At 65.5% G+C, this 22,117-nt stretch carries 9 protein-coding genes; 3 read left to right on the top strand and 6 right to left on the bottom strand.

The window, feature by feature from the left end; all coding sequences use genetic code 11:
* Positions 1 to 22 precede the first annotated feature (22 nt).
* On the bottom strand, positions 23 to 307 hold the full coding sequence (gene ppnP, locus FW789_RS10750; protein ID WP_103436736.1) for a pyrimidine/purine nucleoside phosphorylase: 285 nt from the start codon (positions 305 to 307) through the stop codon (positions 23 to 25).
* Between the two features lie 77 nt (positions 308 to 384).
* The gene (locus FW789_RS10745; protein ID WP_207072698.1) at positions 385 to 936 is read right to left on the bottom strand and encodes an exonuclease domain-containing protein; all 552 of its coding nucleotides are present in this window, start codon (positions 934 to 936) and stop codon (positions 385 to 387) included.
* Positions 937 to 1,086: 150 nt separating this feature from the next.
* On the opposite strand from FW789_RS10745, the gene FW789_RS10740 reads away from it, so the two are divergent.
* Positions 1,087 to 1,890 carry a substrate-binding periplasmic protein gene (locus tag FW789_RS10740; RefSeq protein WP_446431487.1) on the top strand — a complete coding sequence of 268 codons (804 nt, stop codon included), beginning with the start codon at positions 1,087 to 1,089 and terminating at the stop codon, positions 1,888 to 1,890.
* A gap of 3 nt (positions 1,891 to 1,893) precedes the next feature.
* Here FW789_RS10740 and FW789_RS10735 read toward each other — a convergent pair whose 3' ends face one another.
* Entirely contained in the window at positions 1,894 to 2,424 is a 531-nt protein-coding gene (locus FW789_RS10735; RefSeq protein ID WP_446431434.1) for an RNA polymerase factor sigma-70, read from the bottom strand.
* 289 nt (positions 2,425 to 2,713) lie between these two features.
* Here FW789_RS10735 and FW789_RS10730 point away from each other — a divergent pair, with 289 nt between their 5' ends.
* Positions 2,714 to 15,667 (top strand): non-ribosomal peptide synthetase, encoded by a 12,954-nt coding sequence (locus tag FW789_RS10730; RefSeq protein ID WP_446431433.1) that lies wholly within the window; start codon positions 2,714 to 2,716, stop codon positions 15,665 to 15,667.
* A 126-nt stretch (positions 15,668 to 15,793) separates the two neighbouring features.
* Positions 15,794 to 17,413 (top strand): pyoverdine maturation tyrosinase PvdP, encoded by a 1,620-nt coding sequence (pvdP, locus tag FW789_RS10725; protein ID WP_446431432.1) that lies wholly within the window; start codon positions 15,794 to 15,796, stop codon positions 17,411 to 17,413.
* Positions 17,414 to 17,446: 33 nt separating this feature from the next.
* Here pvdP and FW789_RS10720 read toward each other — a convergent pair whose 3' ends face one another.
* From FW789_RS10720 to FW789_RS10710, 3 genes are read right to left on the bottom strand one after another with little or no spacing between them, the layout of a single operon-like run.
* Positions 17,447 to 18,850: an efflux transporter outer membrane subunit gene (locus FW789_RS10720; RefSeq protein WP_186698747.1), complete on the bottom strand. Its 1,404-nt coding sequence runs from the start codon at positions 18,848 to 18,850 to the stop codon at positions 17,447 to 17,449.
* 3 nt (positions 18,851 to 18,853) lie between these two features.
* Positions 18,854 to 20,815, bottom strand: coding sequence for a MacB family efflux pump subunit (locus FW789_RS10715; protein WP_446431431.1), 1,962 nt, complete (start codon positions 20,813 to 20,815; stop codon positions 18,854 to 18,856).
* Positions 20,816 to 21,994, bottom strand: coding sequence for an efflux RND transporter periplasmic adaptor subunit (locus tag FW789_RS10710; RefSeq protein ID WP_101318096.1), 1,179 nt, complete (start codon positions 21,992 to 21,994; stop codon positions 20,816 to 20,818).
* Between the last annotated feature and the right edge of the window lie 123 nt (positions 21,995 to 22,117).

The following is a 22,117-nucleotide window of genomic DNA, read 5'->3' as shown; positions in this document are numbered from 1 at the left end:
CTGAGCCAATGCGACCGTTGGATCAGTCGCGGTATTCGCACAGGTAAGCGGTTGCAACCGCGACCTTGAGCTGGAACTTGCTGTCGGCAGGCACATTGAACTGGCTGCCAGCGGTGAATTCCTGCCAGTTGTCGCTGCCCGGCAGCTTGACGGTCAGGGCGCCAGAAACCACGTGCATGATTTCGCGCTTGGCGGTGCCGAACTCGTATTCGCCCGGGGCCATGACGCCGACGGTGGCCGGGCCTTCAGTGCCTTCGAAAGCGATCGACTTGACGGTGCCATCAAAGTACTCGTTGACCTTGAACATGGGGGCGACTCCTGTAAAGGGGGGATGAAAAAGGGGCTGGCCAGTATGCCCAAGCCCCAGCGTGTCGTCATCTGCTTTCAGGGGCTCTCGGCCGGCAGGCTCAGCGGCAGCAAACGCGCGGTGTTGCGCGCATCTTCGAGGGCGCGGTGCTGCTGGCCGCTGAACTGCAGGCCGGCCAGTTGCAGCGCGCTGTTGAGCCCGGCCGGGCGTTGCAGGTGGCGGGCCTTGGCGAAGCGCTGCTTGAGGTTGATGTGGGCGGTGTCCTGGAGCACGCTGCGCACTTTATAGTCGTGCCACTCCTGTAGCAGCTGGCGGCGGTCATAGTCGCCCCAGCTGACCCAGGCTTGCAGTTCGTCGGCATGCGTACTCAGCCAGCCCTCGAACCCAGCCCAGGCCTCACGAAAACATGCGGCGGCGTCGACGTCCGCCTGGCTGATGTGGGTCAGCTGGCGGCAGAACGGAGTCAACTGCGGGCGTTTTTTTGGTTTGACGAAGCACTGGAACTGGTCGACCTCATGGCCTTGCCGCGTCACCAGGCTGGCGCCGATTTCAATGATTTCCATCTCTGTGAGCGGCCAGCCACCGTCGTCGGTGGTGGCCTCCAGGTCGATCACTAACCAATGGGCCATGGCAGGCTCCCTTGCAAGACTCGCTAGAGAGTAGCCAAACTCGGCCAAACAGGCACCCTATGGCACTTTGGCATATGTGCTGGTTGTGCCGCTTGCAGAAAACGCCTAGCTTAGGCGCATCAAGGTTTGGTGTGTCTGCAAGTGTCTGTGTTGATTCAACTGCCCAGGCTCAAGGCCTTCTCGTCGCTGTTGCTGGTTGCTCTGCTGGGGCACGTTGCGCCTGCCTGGGCCGAACCCGAGGCAGGCATCGAGGTGCGCGTCGGTGCGGCGCATTTTCCGCCTTACACCGTCCGTCCGGAGCGGGGCGCCGACAGTGGCCTGCTGCCGCAACTGACACAGGCGCTCAACACGCTGCAAAAGGACTACCACTTCGTTCTGGTGCCCACCTCGATTCCGCGGCGCTTTGCCGACCTGGAGCAAGCGCGCACCGACATGGCGATTTTCGAGAACCCTCAGTGGGGCTGGCAACAGGTCGCCCACCAGGCCGTCGACATGGGCCTGGAAGATGCCGAAATTTTTGTCGCGCGGCGCCAGCCGGGAAGGGACCAGAACTACTTCGATGAGCTGCATGGCAAGCGTCTGGCTGTATACCACGGCTATCATTACGCCTTCGCCGACTTCAACGCCGACCCGCAGCAGCTCAGTGCGAACTACCATGCGACCTTGACCTACTCGCATGACAGCAACCTGTTCATGGTCCAGCGTGGCCGCGCCGACATTGCTCTGGTAACGCGCTCGTATTTCAATGATTTTCTTGCGCGCAACCCTGCCAGCCGCGAGCAGTTGCTGGGCTCGGAACGGGTCGATCAGCTTTATCATCATTACGCACTGCTGCGCCCGAATGCACCTATCAGCCCGCAGGCATTTGCCGCGCTGTTGCAACAGCTGCGCAGCAACGGTGAATTGACGCGGATTTTCCAGCCCTATCAGATCCAGACGATCAGCCCGCAGTAGCCCTCAAGTGTGGGGCTGGGCGCTTTTGCGGCAATGGATCAGGGCGTCGCGAATCATGAAGTTGACCAGCGTCGGCGAGACGCCAAGTTCCTTGGCGATGTCTTTCTGCGGGACGCCGTGCAGCCGGTACATCTCGAAGGCATAACGGGTGCGCTGGGGCAGTTCATTCAGTGCATCGGCGATATGTTCAAGCGCAGCCAGGTTGATGTGGGTGTGCTCGGGCGATGCATTGCCGATCACCACGTTCATGCCTTCCTCTTCGGTGCCTGAATACCTCAGCTCCATCGCCTGCTTGCGATAGTGATCGATGGCCAGGTTGCGCACGATCTGGAACAGATAGCTGAGTTGAGCTTTGATCGAGGAGGTGATCTGCGGTGCGGCGTTGAGCCGGAAGAAAGCGTCCTGAACAACATCCTCGGCACGCGAGCGGCAGCCAGTGATGCGCGCGGCGATTTTGAGGAGAATGCTGCGATTGTCGACGAACGCCTGGAGTAAGGGTGAATCGCACTTACTTGTGGATAGTTGTTCCGCCATGGAAATCACCTTAGCTCTTGTAGGAATAGGAGCGCTTTTGGGTAGGACGCTTCCTGCGACGAGCGACAAATTAGGCGGAATGATAATGGTTGTCAAATACGAAAGTTAATGAGTATCTATTCGTGTTTGATCTAAGCCTGCCCTCGCAAAGTCATCCCCCTCGCTGCCCGCACTGTTAATTATTTGTCCTGCCCATCCGTTCCCCTGTGTACCCAAGGCCGCCTACGCCGCCCGCATTCAGCGAGGCAACGCCCAGGCCCGACTTACCCAGACACTGGCAGGAACACCCATGACGGACGCCTTCGAACTCCCGCACTCGCTGGTCCAGGCCCTGGCGCAACGCGCCAAGCAGACCCCCGAGCGGATCGCCTTGCGCTTTCTGGCTGATGACCCGCGCGAGCAGGCAGTACTGACCTATCAGGCGCTGGATGCGCGGGCGCGGACCATCGCCGCAGCACTGCAGGCGCGGGCCGAGTTCGGTGATCGGGCGGTGCTGTTGTTCCCCAGCGGTGCCGATTACGTCGCGGCGTTCTTCGGCTGCCTGTATGCGGGTCTGATTGCCGTGCCGGCCTATCCGCCAGAGTCTGCCAAGCGCCATCATCAACAGCGCCTGTTGTCGATCATCGACGATGCCCAGCCGCGCTTGCTGCTGACCGTGGAAGCACTGCGCGACAGCCTGCAGGAACTTGACGCGCTCGCTGCTGACGGCGCGCCGCAGTTGCTGGCGGTCGACCAGCTCGACCCGGCGCTGGCGGCGCAGTGGCGCGAGCCGCAGTTGGCGGGCGATGACATCGCCTTCTTGCAGTACACCTCAGGCTCTACCGCATTGCCCAAGGGCGTGCAGGTCAGCCATGCCAACCTGATCGCCAACGAGCAACTGATTCGCCAGGGCTTTGGCATCGACCTGAACCCCGACGACGTCATCGTCAGCTGGCTGCCGCTGTACCACGACATGGGCTTGATCGGCGGCTTGCTACAGCCGATCTTCAGTGGTGTGCCGTGTGTGCTGATGTCGCCGGGGTACTTCCTGGCCCGGCCGCTGCGCTGGCTGCAGGCGATCAGCGAGTACGGCGGCACCATCAGCGGCGGGCCGGATTTTGCCTACCGCCTGTGCAGTGAACGGGTTAGCGAAGCGGCCTTGGCCGGGCTCGACCTGAGCCGCTGGCGGGTGGCGTATTCGGGTTCCGAGCCGATCCGTCAGGACAGCCTGGAAACCTTTGCCAGCAAGTTTCAGCCATGCGGCTTCGAGCGCAGCAGCTACTTCGCCAGTTACGGCCTGGCCGAAGCCACCTTGTTCGTCAGCGGCAGCCGTCGCGCGCAAGGCATTGCTGCTCTGCAGGTCGATGCCCAGGCGCTGGCCCAGCACCGTATCGAAAGCGGCGAGGGTAGTGTGTTGATGAGCTGCGGCTATCCGCAACCCGAGCACGCCGTGTGCATCGTCGAGCCACAGCAGCAACAGCTGCTGGCGGATAACCAGGTCGGGGAAATCTGGGCCGCCGGCCCGAGCATCGCCCGTGGCTATTGGCGCAACCCGCAAGCGACGGCACGCACCTTCGTCGAGATGAACGGCCAGACCTGGCTGCGCACTGGCGACCTGGGCTTTATCCGCGACGGCGAGGTATTCGTCACTGGGCGCCTGAAAGACATGCTCATCGTACGTGGGCAAAACCTCTACCCGCAGGACCTTGAGCAGACCCTCGAGCGCGAAGTCGAAGGGCTGCGCAAGGGGCGGGTGGCGGTATTCGCCGTCGACGACAACGGCGAGGAGGGCATCGGTGTCGCTGTCGAAGTGAGCCGCAATGTGCAGAAGTCGACCGCTCCCGAGGCGCTGATCAAGACCCTGCGCCAGGTGATCGCCGATGCCTGTCGGCAGGCACCGGCAGCAGTGCTGCTGCTCAACCCCGGCGCGCTACCGAAGACTTCCAGCGGCAAGCTGCAACGCGCGGCCTGTCGCCAGCGCATGGATGACGGCAGCCTTGATTGCTACGCGCGCTTCCCTGCGATCAGCAGCGTGGCGTCGGCGGCTCCTGTGACAGAGCCTCTGCAAGCGCGCATCGCTGCCATCTGGTGTGACCTGCTCAAGGTCGAAGCGGTGGCGGCCGATGACCACTTCCTGCTGCTGGGTGGCAACTCGATTGCCGCCACGCAGGCGACCGCGCAATTGGCAGACGAGCTTGGCATCGAGCTGAGCCTGCGCACCCTGTTCGACGCCCCGCTGCTGGCTGACTACAGCGCAGCGGTAGCTGCACTGCTGGCTGACGGCGGTCAGCAGCGCACTCAGATCGACGTGCGCGGCCGCGCTCAGCCACTGGTGCAGTCGCTGGCGCAAAACCGCCTGTGGCTACTGTGGCAGCTGCAACCGCTGTCGGCAGCCTACAACATCCCGGCCGGGCTGCACCTGCGTGGCGAACTTGACGTTGCCGCGCTGCAGCACAGCCTGCAAGCGCTGGTCAGCCGGCATGAATCGCTGCGTACGGTGTTCAGCGAAGTCGACGGCCAGGCCCTGCAACGGGTGCTGCCTGAGCTGCAACTGGAACTCGCTCAGCTTGACCTGCATGGGCTGGACCCCGCGCAGGTTGCGGCCCGCCGCGAAGCCGAGGCGCAGCAGCCGTTCGATCTGGGCAATGGGCCGCTGCTGCGCGCAACTCTGGCGCGGCTGGATGATGAGCAGCACCAGCTGTGGCTGACGCTGCACCACATCGTCGCTGACGGCTGGTCGCTGAACATTCTGCTGGATGAGTTCGCTCGCCTGTACGCGGCCCGCTGCCAGGGCCAGTACGTCAGCCTGCCAGCGCTGCCGTTGGGCTACGCCGATTACGGCATCTGGCAGCGCCAGTGGCTGGCCGAGGGCGAGGCCGCGCCACAACTTGAATACTGGCAAGCGCAATTGAGTGATGATCTGCCGGTGCTCGATCTGGCCACCGATCAGCCGCGTTCGAGCCAGCGCACACTGCGCGCCGAGCGCCTCAGCGTAAAAGTCCCGGCCCAGCTCACCACCGCGCTCAAGCAGCTTGCCGAGCAGCAACAGGCCAGCCTGTTCATGGTCCTGCTGGCCGCCTGGCAGGGCCTGCTGCACCGCTACAGCGGGCAGACCGACATCCGCGTTGGCGTGCCCAATGCCAACCGCCCACGCCTGGAAACTCAGGGCATGGTTGGCTTCTTCATCAATACCCAGGTGCTGCGTGCGCAGCTCGATGGCCGCCAGCCGTTCAGCCAGTTGCTGGCCCAGGTGTGTCAGGCCACGATCGAGGCGCAGGCGCATCAGGACCTGCCGTTCGAGCAGCTGCTTGAAGCACTGCCGCAGGCTCGTGAGCAGGGCCTGTTCCAGGTCATGTTCAACCATCAGCAACGCGACCTGTCAGCGCTGCGCCGCCTGCCTGGTTTGCTCGCCGAAGAGTTGCCATGGCACAGCCGTGAAGCCAAGTTCGACCTGCAACTGCACAGCGAAGAAGACCAGCAGGGCCGCCTCAGCCTGGCCTTCGACTATGCCGCCGAGCTGTTCGACGCGGCCACCGTGCGGCGTATGTCGCAGCACCTGCTGGCCTTGCTCGAACAGGTCAGCGCGCAGCCGCAGCTGGCGCTGGGCGATGTGCAGTTGCTTGATGCCGCCTCGCGCACGCAACTGCTGCAATGGGGCCAGGCCGCAGCGCCGGCGCCGCAGCGCTTGCTGGTCGAGCAGCTCAACGAACAGGCGCGCCTGACCCCGCAACAGCCGGCTCTGCTCTGGGACGGCGGCAGCCTCGATTACGCCAGCCTGCACCAGCAAGCCAACCGCCTGGCGCACTACCTGCGCGACAAAGGTGTCGGCCCCGATACCTGTGTGGCGATTGCCCTGCAGCGCTCGCCGCAGTTGTTGGTCGGCTTGCTGGCGATCCTCAAGGCCGGTGGCGCCTATGTGCCGCTGGACGTCGATTACCCTGCCGAGCGGCTGGCATTCATGCTCGCCGACTGCGGCGCGAGCCTGTTGCTCAGCCACAGCGACTGTCTGGCACAGCTGCCGCAGCGTGCCGAGGTCAGCGTGATCGCCCTTGACCAGTTGCACCTGGACAGCTGGCCAAGCCATGCGCCGGGGCTGCATCTGGAAGGCGACAACCTCGCCTACGTAATCTACACCTCAGGCTCCACCGGCCAGCCCAAAGGCGTCGGCAATACCCATGGGGCATTGGCCGAGCGCCTGCAGTGGATGCAGGCCAGCTATTCGCTGGAGGCCAGCGATGTGCTGCTGCAGAAGGCACCGATCAGTTTTGACGTGTCGGTCTGGGAGTGCTTCTGGCCACTGCTCACCGGTTGCCCGTTGGTCCTCGCCGGCCCCGGCGAGCACCGTGATCCGCAGCGCATTGCCGAACTGGTGCAGCAATTTGGCGTGACCACGCTGCACTTCGTCCCGCCGTTGCTGCAGGTGTTTGTCGAGGAGCCGCAGGCTGGGAGCTGCACGAGCCTGCGCCGGCTGTTCTCCGGTGGCGAGGCGTTGTCGGCCAGCCTGCGTGATCGGGTTCTGCAGGTACTGCCGCAGGTGCACCTACACAACCGCTATGGCCCGACCGAAACCGCAATCAACGTAACCCATTGGCATTGCCAGCCCAGCGATGGCGAGCGTTCACCGATTGGCAGGCCGCTGGCCAACGTGCTCTGCCAGGTGCTCGATGACGAGCTCGAGCTGAGCCCGCCAGGTGTGCCGGGCGAGCTGTGCCTGGGTGGCGTCGGCCTGGCTCGGGGTTACCTGGGCCGACCAGGGCTGACCGCTGAGCGCTTCGTGCCGCAGGCCGATGGCAACGGCGCGCGCCTGTACCGCAGCGGCGACCGCGTCCGTTGGTTGCCCGAGCATGCGGCGCTGGAATATCTGGGCCGGCTCGATCAGCAGGTCAAGGTCCGTGGCTTTCGGGTTGAACCCGAAGAAGTGCAGGCCTGCCTGCTGGCTCAGCGGGGCGTCTCTCAGGCGGTGGTGCTGATTCATCAGGACGCGGTTGGTGCGCAGTTGCTCGGCTATTACACCGGTAAGGAGCAGAGCTACGCGCTGCTGGCCGCACTGAGCGAGCGCCTGCCGGCCTATATGGTCCCGGCGCAATTGATCCACCTTGCTCAGATGCCCATCGGCCCGAGCGGCAAGGTCGAGCGCAAGGCGCTGCCGGCACCGGTCTGGCAGCAACGCCAGCACGTCGAGCCGCACACTGCGCTGCAACAGCAGGTCGCGGCAATCTGGCGCGAAGTGCTCGGCGTGCCGCAGGTGGGCTTGCAGGATGACTTCTTCGCCCTCGGTGGCCACTCGCTGCTGGCCACCCAGATCGTCTCGCGCACACGCCAGGCGTTGGACGTCGAACTGCCGTTGAAGACCTTGTTCGATGCCAGCGAGCTGGGCGCATTCTGTGTCGAGATTGCCGGGCTGCGCGAGCGCGGCGAGCATAACCAGCAAGGCGCTATTGCGCGGGTCGACCGGCGCCAGGCGGTGCCGCTGTCGTATTCGCAGCAGCGCATGTGGTTCCTCTGGCAGATGGAGCCGGACAGCCCTGCCTACAACGTCGGCGGCATGGCGCGCCTGCGCGGCACCTTGCACGTGGACGCCTTCGAGCGCGCCCTGCATGCGTTGATTGCCCGTCACGAAACCCTGCGCACCACCTTCCCGAGCATCGACGGCGTGCCGTACCAGTGCGTCGCCGAGCACAGCCCATTGCAGGTGCAGTGGCATGACTTCAGCGCGGTGGCTGCCGAGCAGCGCCAACAGCGCCTGCAAGCGCTGGCCGATCAACAGGCGCACCAGCCGTTCGATCTGGAGCGCGGTGCGCTGCTGCGCGCCTGCCTGGTCAAGGCCGGCGAGCGCGAGCACTACTTTGTCCTGACCTTGCACCATATCGTCACCGAAGGCTGGGCGATGGACATCTTTGCCCGCGAACTGGGTGAGCTGTACGAAGCCTTTGTCGATGATCGCGAGTCGCCGCTGGCGCCTTTACCAGTGCAGTACCTGGACTACAGCGTGTGGCAGCGGCAATGGCTGGAAGGCGGCGAAGGCCAGCGCCAGCTGGCCTACTGGCAGGCCCGGCTGGGCGATGAACAGCCGCTGCTGGAACTGCCCAGCGACCGCCCACGGCCGCCGGTGCAGAGCCATCAGGGCGGGCTGTACCGCTTCGATCTCGACCCGGCCCTGGCGGCGCGGGTGCATGCGTTCAATGGCGAGCGCGGCCTGACCCTGTTCATGACCATGACCGCCACTCTGGCGGCCTTGCTGCACCGCTACAGCGGCCAGCGCGACCTGCGCATCGGTGCGCCGGTGGCCAACCGGATTCGCCCGGAGAGCGAAGGCCTTATTGGCGCCTTCCTCAACACCCAAGTGCTGCGCTGCGAGCTGGACGGGCAGATGCGTGCAGGCGACCTGCTCGAGCAACTGCGTGACACCATCGTGGCCGGCCAGTCGCACCAGGACCTGCCTTTCGAGCAACTGGTCGAAGCCTTGCAACCGGCGCGCAGCAGTGCATACAACCCGCTGTTCCAGGTGATGTGCAACGTGCAGCGCTGGGCCTTCCAGCAAAGCCGCGAGCTGGTCGGGATGCAGGTCGACTACTTGCTCAACGACGCCAGTGCGACCAAGTTCGACCTGTACCTGGAAGTTACCGACCTGGACGGCCGCCTCGGCTGCTGCCTGACCTACAGCCGCGACCTGTTCGATGAACCGCGCATCGCCCGTATGGCCGAGCACTGGCAACAGCTGCTGGCTGGGCTGATCGCCGACCCGCAGCAACGCCTGTGCGAGCTGCCGATGCTGGCCGCGGGCGAGCAACAGGCGCTGCTTGACCAATTGCAGGGCGAGCCTGCTGGCGAGCTGCAAGACACCCTGCACGGTCTGTTCAGCGTGCAAGCCCAGCGCAGCCCGGATGCGCTGGCGCTGACCTTTGCCGGTGAACACCTCAGCTATGCCGCCCTCGACCAGCAGGCCAATCGCCTGGCGCGGGTGCTGCGCGAGCGTGGCGTCGGCCCGCAAGTGCGGGTTGGCCTGGCACTTGAGCGCTCGCTGGAAATGGTCGTTGGCCTGTTGGCAATCCTCAAGGCCGGCGGTGCCTATGTGCCGCTCGACCCGGAATACCCGCTGCAACGCCTGCAGTACATGATCGAAGACAGCCGCATCGGCCTGCTGCTCGGCCAGCGCGATTTGTTCGAGCGGCTCGGCGAGCTGCCGGCCACTGTCGGCCGTTGGTGCCTTGAGGATGATGCCGCAGCCTTGGCTGATTACAGTGATGCTGCGCTGACCAACCTCAGCCTGGCGCAACATCAGGCCTACCTGATCTACACCTCCGGCTCGACCGGCCAGCCCAAGGGCGTGGTGGTCAGCCACGGCGAAATCGCCATGCATTGCCAGGCCGTGATCAGCGCGTTCGGCATGCGCAGCGACGACTGCGAGCTGCACTTCTATTCGATCAACTTCGATGCTGCCAGTGAGCGCCTGGTGGCGCCGCTGTTGTGCGGTGCGCGGGTGGTCTTGCGCGGGCAAGGGCAGTGGGGCGCCGAGGAAATCTGCCAGCTGGTGCGCGAGCAGCAGGTGAACATTCTTGGCTTTACCCCAAGCTACGGCAGCCAGCTGGCTCAATACCTGGCCAGCAGCGCCGAGCAATTGCCAGTGCGTCTGGTAATCACCGGCGGTGAAGCGCTGACCGGCGAGCACCTGCAGCGGATCCGCCAGGCGTTTGTTCCGCAGCAGCTGTTCAACGCCTATGGGCCGACCGAAACCGTGGTCATGCCGCTCGCGTGTCTGGCGCCGACGACGCTGCCGGCCGACGCTGGCAGCGTGCCGATCGGCCAAGTGATCGGCGCTCGCAGCGCGTACGTGCTGAATGACGATCTGGCGCTGTTGCCCCAGGGCGGCATCGGCGAACTGTACATCGGCGGCGCCGGCCTGGCTCAGGGTTATCACGACCGCCCCGGTTTGACCGCCGAGCGTTTTGTCGCCGACCCGTTCAGCCGCGACGGCGGCCGCCTGTACCGCACCGGCGACCGCGTGCGCCTGCGCGCTGATGGCTTGGTCGAATACGTTGGCCGTGCCGACCAGCAAGTGAAGATCCGTGGCTTCCGGATTGAACTGGGTGAAATCGAAAGCCGCCTGCAAGCTCATGCCGACATTGACGAAGCCGTGGTGCTGGCGCTGGATCTGCCCGGCGGCAAGCAACTGGTCGGTTATCTGGTCTGCGCTCAGGCCAACGCCGACGCGGTCACCCAGGCCGATCTGCGCGAAGCGCTGAAGGCTCATGCCCGCCGGCACCTGCCGGACTATATGGTCCCCGCACACCTGGTGCTGCTCGCCCAGCTGCCGCTGATGGGCAACGGCAAGCTCGACCGCCGCGCCTTGCCAGTGCCGGATCTGGAGCTGGTGCAGCTGCATTATCAAGCCCCGGCGAATGCGCTCGAGGAGCAACTGGCGCAGGTCTGGCGGGAGGTGCTCAACGTCACCCGAGTTGGCGTGCAGGACAACTTCTTCGAGCTGGGCGGCGATTCGATTCTGTCGATCCAGGTGGTCAGCCGGGCCCGCCAGCTGGGTCTGCAGTTCACCCCGCGCGACCTGTTCCAACACCAGACCATCCAGGCACTCGCCGCGGTGGTCAGGCACAGCGATGCGCCGAGCGTGATCGAGCAGGGCGCGCGGGTCGGCAGCAGCGCGTTGACGCCGATCCAGCAGTGGTTCTTCGACAGTGAAGTGGTCGAGCCACAGCATTGGAACCAGGCCGTGCTGTTGCAGGTCCGTGAGCCATTGCTGGCGGCGAGCCTGGAACAGGCGCTGGCCGCGTTGCTGGTCCAGCACGACAGCTTGCGGCTGCGCTTCAGTCAGGTGAACGGTCGCTGGCACGGCGAGTATCAACAACCGACCAGCGAGCAACTGCTGTGGACGGCGACGGTCGCCGATCTGGACGACTGCCAGGCGCTGTATACCGATGTGCAACGCAGCCTCGACCTGCAGCAAGGGCCGCTGCTGCGCGCCTTGCTGGTCAGTGATGGGCAAGGCCAGCAGCGTTTGCTGGTCGTTATCCATCACCTGGTCGTCGATGGCGTGTCCTGGCGGGTGCTGCTCGAGGACTTGCAGGCGCTGTACCGCGGCGCCAACCTCACGGCCAAGACCCACGCCATGGGCGACTGGGCAGCGCGCCTGGTCACCTATGCCGGCAGCGACTCGCTGCGCGATGAGCTTGGCTGGTGGCAGACGCAACTGGCTGGCGTGCGCCGTGAGCTGCCCTGCGATCATCCTCAGGGCGGCAACCTCAACCGACATGCACAGACCCTGAGCATCAACCTTGAGGTCGAACAAACCCGCCAGCTGCTGCAGCAGGCGCCGGCGGCCTATCACACCCAGGTCAACGACCTGCTGCTGACCGCCCTGGCGCGCACCCTGTGCCGCTGGAGCGGTGACCGCGAAGTGCTGGTGCAACTGGAAGGCCACGGCCGCGAAGGCTTGTTCGAAGACCTCGACCTGACCCGCAGCGTCGGCTGGTTTACCAATGCCTATCCACTGGCCTTGGCCATCGAGCCAGGCGACCACGATCAGGCCCAGGCAAGCTCGATCAAACGCATCAAGGAACAACTGCGCCAGGTGCCGCACAAGGGCATCGGTTACGGCGTACTGCGTTACCTAGCTGACGCCGCCAGCCGCGAAAGCATGGCAGCGCTGCCGCAGGCGCGGATCACCTTCAACTACCTCGGCCAGTTCGACCAGCAGTTCGATGCGCATGCGCTGTTCCAGCCGCTGGATGCGCCGGCGGGCCTGGCCCACGACCTCGACGCAGCGCTGCCCAACTGGCTCAGCGTCGATGGCCAGGTTTACGGCGGTGCCCTGCAACTGCGCTGGACCTTCAGCAGCGAGCGCTACGAGCACGCCACCATCGCCGCGCTGGCCGAAGACTATCGCCGCGAACTGCTGGCGCTGGTTGCCCATTGCCTGGCCGATGGCAACGGCAGCTTCACCCCGTCGGACTTCCCCCTCGCGCACCTGAGCCAGGAGCAGATCGACAGCCTGCCCGTACCCGCTGCGCAAATCGACGACGTCTACCCGATGACGCCGATGCAGGAGGGCATGCTCCTGCATACCCTGCTCGAGCCAGGCACCGGCATCTACTACATGCAGGACCGCTACCGCATCAACAGCGCGCTCGAGCCGCAGCGCTTTGCCCAGGCCTGGCAGGCGGTAGTCGCCCGCCACGAAGCCCTGCGTGCCTCGTTCAGCTGGAGCGCCGGCGAAGCGATGCTGCAGATCATCCATAAGCCGGGCAACACCGCGGTCGACTATCAGGACTGGCGCGAGCTGGATGACGAGGCCCAGGAGCAACGTCTGCAAGCGCTGCATAAGCAGGAACGCGAAGCGGGCTTCGAATTGCTCAGCCAGGCGCCGTTCCACCTGCGCCTGGTGCGCGTGGCCGACGAGCGTTACTGGTTCATGATGAGCAATCACCACATCCTGATCGATGCCTGGTGCCGCTCGTTGCTGATGAACGACTTCTTCGAGATCTATCAGGCGCTCGGTGAGGGCCGCCAGGCGCAACTGCCAGTGCCGCCGCGCTATCGCGATTACATCGGCTGGCTGCAACGTCAGAATCTCGATGAAGCGCGCCAGTGGTGGCAAGCCAACCTGGCCGGATTCGAGCGTGCCACGGCGCTGCCCAGCGACCGACCGCTGCGCCACGACCACGCCGGCGACGGCATGATCGTCGGCGACTGCTATACCCGCCTTCAGGTCGAGCAGGGCGCCCGCCTGCGCGAGTTGGCCCAGGCCCACCAGTTGACCATCAATACCTTCGCCCAGGCGGCCTGGGCACTGGTGCTGGCGCGCTACAGCGGCGAGCGCGACGTGGTCTTCGGCGTTACCGTGGCTGGGCGGCCGGTGAGTATGCCGCAGATGCAGCGCACGGTTGGCCTGTTCATCAACAGCGTGGCCCTGCGTGTGCAATTGCCGGCGCCGGGGCAGCAGCAAAGTGTGCGGAAGTGGCTGCAGGGCCTGCTCGAGCGCAACATGGAGCTGCGTGAATACGAGTACCTGCCGTTGGTAGCGATTCAGGAGCGCAGCGAGCTGCCCAAGGGCCAGGCGCTGTTCGACAGCCTGTTCGTGTTCGAGAATGCGCCAGTGGAAACCGCCGTGCTCGACCACGCCCAGCACCTCAATGCCAGCTCTGACTCGGGCCGGACCCACACCAACTTCCCGCTGACCGCAGTGTGCTACCCCGGTGATGACCTGGGCCTGCACCTGTCGTTTGACCAGCGCTATTTCGATCACGCCACGGTCGAGCGTTTGCTGGCCGAGTTCAAGCGCTTGCTGCTGGCGCTGGTCGAGGGCTTTGACGGCGAGGTCAGCGCGCTGGCGTTGCTCGGCGCTGAAGAACATCGCTTCCTGCTCGAAGACTGCAACCGCAGCGAGCACGCCTATAGCCTTGAGCAGAGCTATGTCGAGCTGTTTGAAGCACGCGTCGCCGCGCATCCGCAGCGGCTCGTGGCGCGCTGCCTGGAGGCCAGTTTTGACTACGCCGGGCTCAACCTGGCCGCCAACCGCATGGGCCACGCGCTGCTCGCAGCGGGCGTCGCCATCGATCAACCCGTAGCCCTGCTGGCCGAGCGTGGCTTGCCGCTGCTGGGCATGATCGTCGGCAGCTTCAAGGCCGGCGGGGGCTATCTGCCGCTCGACCCCGGGCTGCCAGCGGCGCGCCTGCAACGCATCGTCGAGCTGAGCCGCACGCCGCTGCTGGTGTGCACCGCCGCCCACGCCGAACAGGCGCGGCAACTGCTGGATGAGCTGGCCGGTGCCGTACGGCCAACCTTGCTGGTGTGGGAAGAAATTCAGGCCAGCGCCGTGGCTAGCCATAACCCAGGCGTCTACAGCGGCCCGGACAACCTCGCCTATGTGATCTACACCGCCGGCTCCACCGGTTTGCCCAAGGGGGTGATGGTCGAGCAGCGTGGCATGCTCAACAACCAGTTGAGCAAGGTGCCGTACCTGGGGCTGGACGAGCACGACGTGATCGCCCAGACCGCGTCGCAAAGTTTTGATATTTCGGTCTGGCAGTTCCTCGCCGCGCCGTTGTTTGGTGCCCGCGTGGAGATCGTGCCGAACGCCATCGCGCATGACCCGCAAGGCTTGCTCAGCCATGTGCAGGCGAGCGGGATCAGCGTGCTGGAAAGCGTGCCGTCGCTGATTCAGGGCATGCTCGCCAACCCCGAGCAGCGCCTGGACCGGCTGCGCTGGATGCTGCCAACCGGCGAGGCGATGCCGCCCGAGCTGGCCGCGCAATGGCTGCAACGCTACCCGGCGATTGGCCTGGTCAACGCTTATGGGCCGGCCGAGTGCTCGGATGACGTGGCGTTCTTCCGCGTCGATGCAGCGTCGACCGAAGGCAGCTACCTGCCGATCGGTACGCCGACCGACAACAACCGGCTGTACCTGCTGGGTGAAGAACAGACTCTGGTGCCGCTGGGTGCAGTGGGCGAGTTGTGCGTGGCCGGCACCGGGGTGGGCCGCGGCTATGTCGGCGACCCGGTGCGCACGGCACTGGCGTTCATCCCGCATCCATACGGCGCGCCGGGAGAACGCTTGTACCGCACGGGTGATCTGGCCCGGCGCCGGGTAGACGGCGTGCTCGAATACGTCGGCCGCATCGATCATCAGGTGAAGGTCCGCGGTTATCGGATCGAGCTGGGCGAGATCGAAGCGCGCCTGCATGAGCAAGGCGAGATCCGCGACGCCGCTGTCGGTGTGCAGGAAGGCGTCAACGGCAAGCATCTGGTCGGCTATCTGGTGGCGCATCACGGCGTGACTGCCGATGCAGCCTTGCTTGAACAGGTCAAACAGCGCCTGCGCAGCGACCTGCCGGAGTACATGGTGCCGTTGCACTGGGGCTGGTTCGACAGCCTGCCGCACAACGCCAACGGCAAGCTCGATCGCAAAGCGCTGCCAGCCATCGATATAGGTGCTCAGCACAGCCAGGACTACCTGGCGCCGCGCAGCGAGCTGGAAGTGACACTGGCCGCGATCTGGGCCGATGTGCTCGGCAGCGAGCGGGTAGGCGTGCGCGACAACTTCTTCGAGCTTGGCGGCCACTCGCTGCTGGCCACTCAGATCGCTTCGCGGGTGCAGAAGCAGCTGCAGCTGAACGTGCCGCTGCGGGCAATGTTCGAGTGCAGCACGGTCGAGGAGCTGGCGCTGTATGTCGAAGGGCTGCAGGGCAGTGTGCTGGATGACGACAAAGTCGACCGCTTGAGCGACCTGATGGCCGAGCTGGAAGGCTTCTGACAGCTGCGGCGGGCGGGCGCCTGTCGCCCGCTCGCCGGCGCCTGGCCGAGCGTTAAATTCAATCTGTGGTTATCCGTTCTAGCTTGGACACCACCTGCAGCACCATAGCATTTGATCAGAGGCGCAATGACCATTTCTCGACGCGGCTTCATCGCTGGCCTGGCGCTGGCGGGGGCCACTGGCACGGCGGCTTACTACGCGCACAGGGAGCTGACCCACGACCCGGCCGACGACATCGTTACCCCCGGCGAAGCGACGGTGGAGCCTGCCGATTTCACCGGCCAGGTGCTCGCCGAGCAGATGCGCGGTGTTTGGGACCTGCGCTTCGAGGGCGTTGATGGCGGCCTCGAGGGCTTGCCACTCACGGGCGTGCAGGCGTTTATCGACGTCGCCACCAAGGGCCGTGGCCTGCGTGGTTTTGTCGATACTGGCGAGCAGTTGCGCGCTGACGGCGTGGCTGCCTACCGCATTCTCGGGGACCTGGTCGGGGCCAATTCGCGGCAGGTGCGCTGGCGTTTGATCAGCCTGCGCGGCGGCCCCAGCTACGAGTGCATCGCCAGCCTGGATGAGGTCTGGGGCGAGTTCGGCAATGCCGGCAACGCCAGCCTCAGTGGCCGCTTGCAACGGGTCGACCGCTCGCTGACCCTGCCGGTGCCGGACAGCCGCTTCGTTGCGATCAAACGCAGTTTCCCCGAAGCGCGTGAGCGCCTGAAGTACAACGCGGCGATGCAGGCCTGGGTGATCAGCCCCGAACATCGCTTGTTCCATCAGCTCTGGCACGCCACCCGCGACCAGTGGCACAAGCTCCCTGAAGACAAGCGCAACGCCCTGCGTGGGCTCGGTTGGCAACCCGGCCCACGTGAGCAGGAGCGCGATGCCCGCGGCCCGCGCAAGCACCGCAATGGCTCGGGTATCGACTTTCTGTTCATGCACCGGCACATGCTCGCGGCAGCGCGGCGGTTGCAGGACATGCCCGCCTGGCAGCAGTTTCCGCTGCCGCAGCCCAACGTCGAGTTCGACCGTCAGGGCTTCGCCCGCTACCACGAAAACCACGACGGCTGCTGTGTGCCGCCCAGCTGGCAGGCGCCGGGTGACGAGCCGTATGGCCAGTGGGTGGCAGCGATCAAGGCCAGCGAAACGTTCTGCAGCAACTTCCAGGTGTGGGAGTCGCAGTATCAGGACCCGCAGTACCTGGCCAGGCTCAGCCTGGGCGAGCTTGGTTCGGAAATGGAAATGACCCTGCACGACTGGCTGCACATGTGCTGGGCCTCGGTCCCGCGCGACCCAAGCAACGGCGCTCCGGTGCCGTTTGCCCGCGATCCGAGCGACTTTGCTGCGCGCTGGTTCGGTGCCGACAACGACTTTCTTGGCGATCCATTTTCATCCCACGTCAACCCGGTGTTCTGGGGCTTTCATGGCTGGATCGACGAGCGCATCGAGGACTGGTATCAGGCCCATGAGCGGCTGCACCCGGGCCAGGTGCGCCGGCTTGAGGTGAGCGGGGTGAAGTGGTTTGCGCCTGGACGCTTCGTCGAGGTCGGCGATCCGTGGCTGGGGCCGGACACCCACGGTTGCAGCAGCACGCCCGGCCTGCGCCTGGGCAAGTCGGTGGAAATGGACGTAGAGACCATGAAGCTGGCTCTGCGCATCACTTTTGGTGAAGACGACACGCTCGCCGGGTTGGTGCGCAAGGTGCCGCAGCGGCCTTGGTATGCGCGGCACTTGTCGCTGAAGAATATCGTCTGAAGCCGGCCTGGGGCCGCGGCCCCGGGCGCTCGCCTACTGCTCGACCTGCCAGCCACCCCCCAGGGCTTTGTACAGCGCTACGCTTCCTTGCAGGCGGGCCAGACGCAGTTGCGCCTGCTGATCCTGGGCCAGGTACAGCGTGCGCTGGGTTTCGAGCACGCTGAGCAGGGTTTCGGCGCCGGCGCTGTAGCGGCGTTGGGCGATATCGAAAGCCAGCCTGGCCTGGGTGAGTTCCTCATCCTGCCATTGGCGCTGACGGTCTATCCCGCTGATCGCGTTGAGCGCCTTTTCCACATCGGCAAAGCCGGCAACGATGCTGCTGCGGTAGTTCTCCAGCAGTTCTTCCTGCTCGGCCGTGGCCAGGTCGCGGGCCGCACTGAGGCGGCCGTTATTGAAGATTGGCCCGATCAGCCCGGCTGTCAGGGTGTAGTAGGGGCTGTCGAGGATGTCGGCGAAGGTGCGCGCGCCACTGCCCAGTTCGGCGCCCAGGGTTAGCCGCGGCAACAGTGCAGCGCGGGCGACTTGAATATTGGCACTGGCGGCGGCCAGACGTGCTTCGGCGGCGGCGATGTCCGGACGGCGGCCGAGCAGGTCGCTGGGCACACCACTGCCGATCTGTGGCCAGCGCACGGCGCTGATGCTGGCGCTGGTCTGCGGCAGGTTCTGCACCGGTTCGCCGAGCAGTGTGGCCAGCGTCACCCGGTTGTCTTGCCACTGTTGTTCGAGCAACGGCACTTGCCGTTCCTGTGCGGCGACCAGACTGCGCTGCTGGGCAAGCTCCAGGCGGGTGGCAGACCCCGCACCCTGACGCGCCTCGACCACGCCGAGCACATCGCGCGCGTTGGCCAGGTTGAGGCGGGCGATGCGCAGTTGCTCTTGCAGGGTCAGGCCGCGCAGGTAGCTGTCGGCAACGGCGCTGGTCAGGGTCAGCTCGACGGTGTGCCGATCAAAGCGGCTGGCGTCGACCTCGCGCAGGGCGCTGTCGCGAGCGGCGCGCACACCGCCCCAGAAGTCCACCTCGTAGCTGGCGCTCAAGCGTGCATCGAAGGCGGTGCTGGTGCGCTCGCTGCTGCTGGCGTCGAGCTGGTCGTTACCCTCGCCACGCAGCAGCCGCTGGCGGCTGGCGTCGAGGCCGTATTGCAGGTCCGGCAGTAACGGCGCGCCGGCAATCACCGCTCGCGCCTGCGCCTGGCGTACCCGTGCGGCAGCGCCGGCAAGGTCGTGGCTGTTGAGCCGGGCGCGCTCGACCAGACCGTCCAGCTCGCTGCTGGCAAACGCCTGCCACCAGCGGGCATTTGGCAGCGGGTGGTTATTGACCTCACTGCCGCCCTGCCAGGCCGACGGTGCCGGAAGGTTGGCCTCGGGGGCGGGCGCGGTGCTGCAGGCGGCGAGGGCAAGGCTCAGGGATAACAGGCTGATGCAGCTGGGCAAGGTCATGGATTATTCGCTGGTAAGGGCTTTGACCGGATCGAGGCGGGCGGCTTTGCGCGCCGGCATGAAGCCGAACACCACGCCCGTCACCACGGCGCAGGCAAAGGCGCCAAGAATGGCCGGCAGGGCGAAGGCTACGGCGATGTCGGCCAGCAGCAGGCCGCCGCCAATCGCCAGGGCGAGGACAATGCCGGTCACGCCGCCGACCATCGACAGCATCACCGCCTCGCTGAGGAACTGGCGGAGGATGTCGCGCTGACGGGCGCCGGTGGCCATGCGAATGCCGATCTCGCGGGTGCGCTCGCGCACGGTCATGAGCATGATGTTCATCACGCCGATGCCGCCGACCAGCAGCGAGATCGCGGCGATGGCGCCGAGCATCAGCGACAGGCTGTTCTGCGTGCGTGCTTCGGCCTGAATCAGCGCCGCGTCGTTGGTCAGTTCGAAATCCGCCTTGCCCTGGTGGCGCTGGCGCATCAAACGCTCGATGGCCGCTTCGGTGGCGCTGACCCTGGCCGAATCGGCGGCGGCGATGATCACGTACTCAGGATCGTGGCTGCCGAACAGGCGGATCGCCGCTGCGGTGTAGGGCACCACGATGCGCTCGTCGCTGTCCTGATCGCCGGAACTGGCACCTTTGGCCGCGAGCATGCCGATTACCTGAAACGGCACATTGCCGATCAGCAGGTACTGGCCGATCGGATCGCTGCCCGGGGCGAGCAGCTTGTCGCGGACCTTCTGCCCGATCACCGCCACAGCGGCGCCGGAGCGCTCGTCGGCCTCGGTGAAGAAGCTGCCGGCCACCACCGGCCAGTTGAGAATGTGCGGGAACTGGATATTGTTGCCGCCGACATAGAACTGCTGATTGTTGTTGCCATGACGGACCATCAGCTCGCCGCCAATGACCGGCATGATCCGCTCGACCTGCGGCAGTTGCGCGACCGCGGCAACGTCATCGAGGCTGACGATGCCGCCCGGTTCGCGCAGGGTGGCGTGGCGCCCGCTAAGGTAGAGGATGTTCGAGCCAAACGCGGCCATCTGCGCCATGACCTGGCGCTTGCTGCCTTCGCCTACAGCGAGCATGACCACCACCGAGGCGACGCCGATGACGATGCCAAGTAAGGTCAGTGCGGTGCGAAAGCGGTTGATCCACATCACCCGCCAGGCGGCTTGCAAGGCTTCGACCAGCTCGCCTTTCCAGGCGCCGCGCTCGACGGCGCCCTGATTCAGACGCTGGCGCAGGTCATCGGCCTGCAGCCCTTGTATGACCTCAGGCGGCTGGCCAGCCGCCGAGTCGCTGACGATCTGCCCGTCACGAATCTCGATCACCCGCGCCGCCCTGGCCGCGACTTCGCGGTCGTGGGTGATCAGGATGATCACATGGCCCTGGCTGGCCAGTTCGTCGAGCAGGTTCATCACCTCGGCGCCGCTGTGGCTGTCCAGCGCACCGGTCGGCTCGTCGGCCAGGATGATATGGCCGCCGTTCATCAGGGCACGGGCAATCGATACTCGCTGCTGCTGGCCGCCCGACAACTGATGCGGACGGTTGCCGGTGCGGCTGGCCAGGCCCAGGCGGTCGAGTAGGGCGGCGGCGCGGGCATGGCGCTCGGCGGCCGCGGTCCCGGCGTAGATGGCCGGCATCTCGACGTTTTCCTGGGCTGAGCCAGACGGGATCAGGTGGTAGCCCTGGAAGACGAAACCGAACGCTTCGCGGCGCAGCCAGGCCAGCTCATCGCTGTCCAGTTCGGCAACGTTCTTGCCAGCGAAGTGGTAGCTGCCGGAGGAGGGCCGGTCGAGGCAGCCGAGGATGTTCATCAAGGTTGATTTGCCGGAACCGGAGGTGCCGACGATGGCGACGAATTCACCCGGATGAATGCTCAGGCTGACCCCGCGTAAAACCTGCACTTCAGGGCTGTCGATGCCGCCGTAGACTTTGCAGATGCCGTTCAGTTCGATAAGAGGCACAGACATTCAACCTCCGCTGGCGCTGGGTGCGCCGATGACCAGTTGCTCGCCTTCGGCGAGGCCGTCGAGGATCTGCACGCGCAGTCGATCACTGAGGCCAGTGCGGACCTCGCGCTGCTCGATCTTGCCGTCGCGCTTGACCACCTGCGCCAGGCGCAGGCCCTCGGCCTTGCCTTCGTCGAAGGCGGCCAATGGCGCGGTCAGGACCTGGCTGGCCTGGCCGGCGACGAAGAACACCTGGGTGGTCATCTCGGCCATCAGCGCGCCGTCGGGATTGTCGACATCCAGCAGTACCGTGTACTGCACCACCTGGCTGCCGGTGGTACCGGCGCTGGCGCTGGCCGGGCTGCCGCCACCCTGGCTGGTCTGATCCAACGGCTTGGGCGGGATCGGCAGGATCTGCCTTACCTGGCTGGTCCAGCGGCGCTTGCCGCCGGCGAGGGTGGTGAAGTAAGCGCTCATGCCCGGCTTGACCTTGCCGATGTCGGCTTCCGAGACCTGCGCCCAGACGGTCATCGGCGACAGCTTGGCGATGCGCAGGATCAGCGGGGTCTGCTGTTGGGCGTTGAGGGTCTGGCCCTCGCGCGCGTCCAGCGCCACCACCGTACCGTCCATGGGGGCAAAGATGCGCGTGTAGCCAAGCTCGGCTTCATCACTGCGCAAGCTGGCCTGGGCCTGGCGGATCTGCGCCTGGTACATGTCGATGCGCGCCTGGGTGACTTTGAGCTGGGCGTCAGCGCTTTGCAGGTCTTCGGCACGGGTGGCGCCGGCGGCAGCCAGTGCACGTTGGCGCTGCTGTTGTTGCTGGGCTAGCTGGAATTGCGCGCGTTGCTCAGCCAGTTGCGCCTTGAGGTTGTCGATCGAATAACGCCCGGCATCGAGCCTGGCCTGTTGCGTCGAGGGGTCGATTTCGACCAGCAGCTGACCCTGGCGGATCGGGTCGCCGACTTCGACGTGCAGCTTGCGGATCTGCCCCGACGCCTGCGCCCCCACGTCGACGTAGCGGCGTGGCTGCAAGGTACCCAGCGCGGTGACGCTGCTTTCGATGTCGGCGCGGGTAACCGCGACGGTGCTGACTGGCGCGCCAGCCAAGGGCAAGCTGGCCCAGGCCAGTACGCTGCCCAGCGCCAGCAGGCCGAGGCCACCGAGCAAAACACGGTGGCGGGTGGTGGTTGAGCGACTCATGCGGACTTCCAGCCAGAGAGGTTGGCCACACGCTGCCAATCAGGGCGCGCACGGAGGTGCCAGATAGACGAAAGCGCTGTATCCGGATTTAGCCGGAAAAGGTGATCGAGTGCTTGTTGCTGA

This window comes from Pseudomonas sp. 1121_17 (genome assembly GCF_052850745.1).
This window is presented reverse-complemented; position numbering and strand designations above follow the sequence as displayed.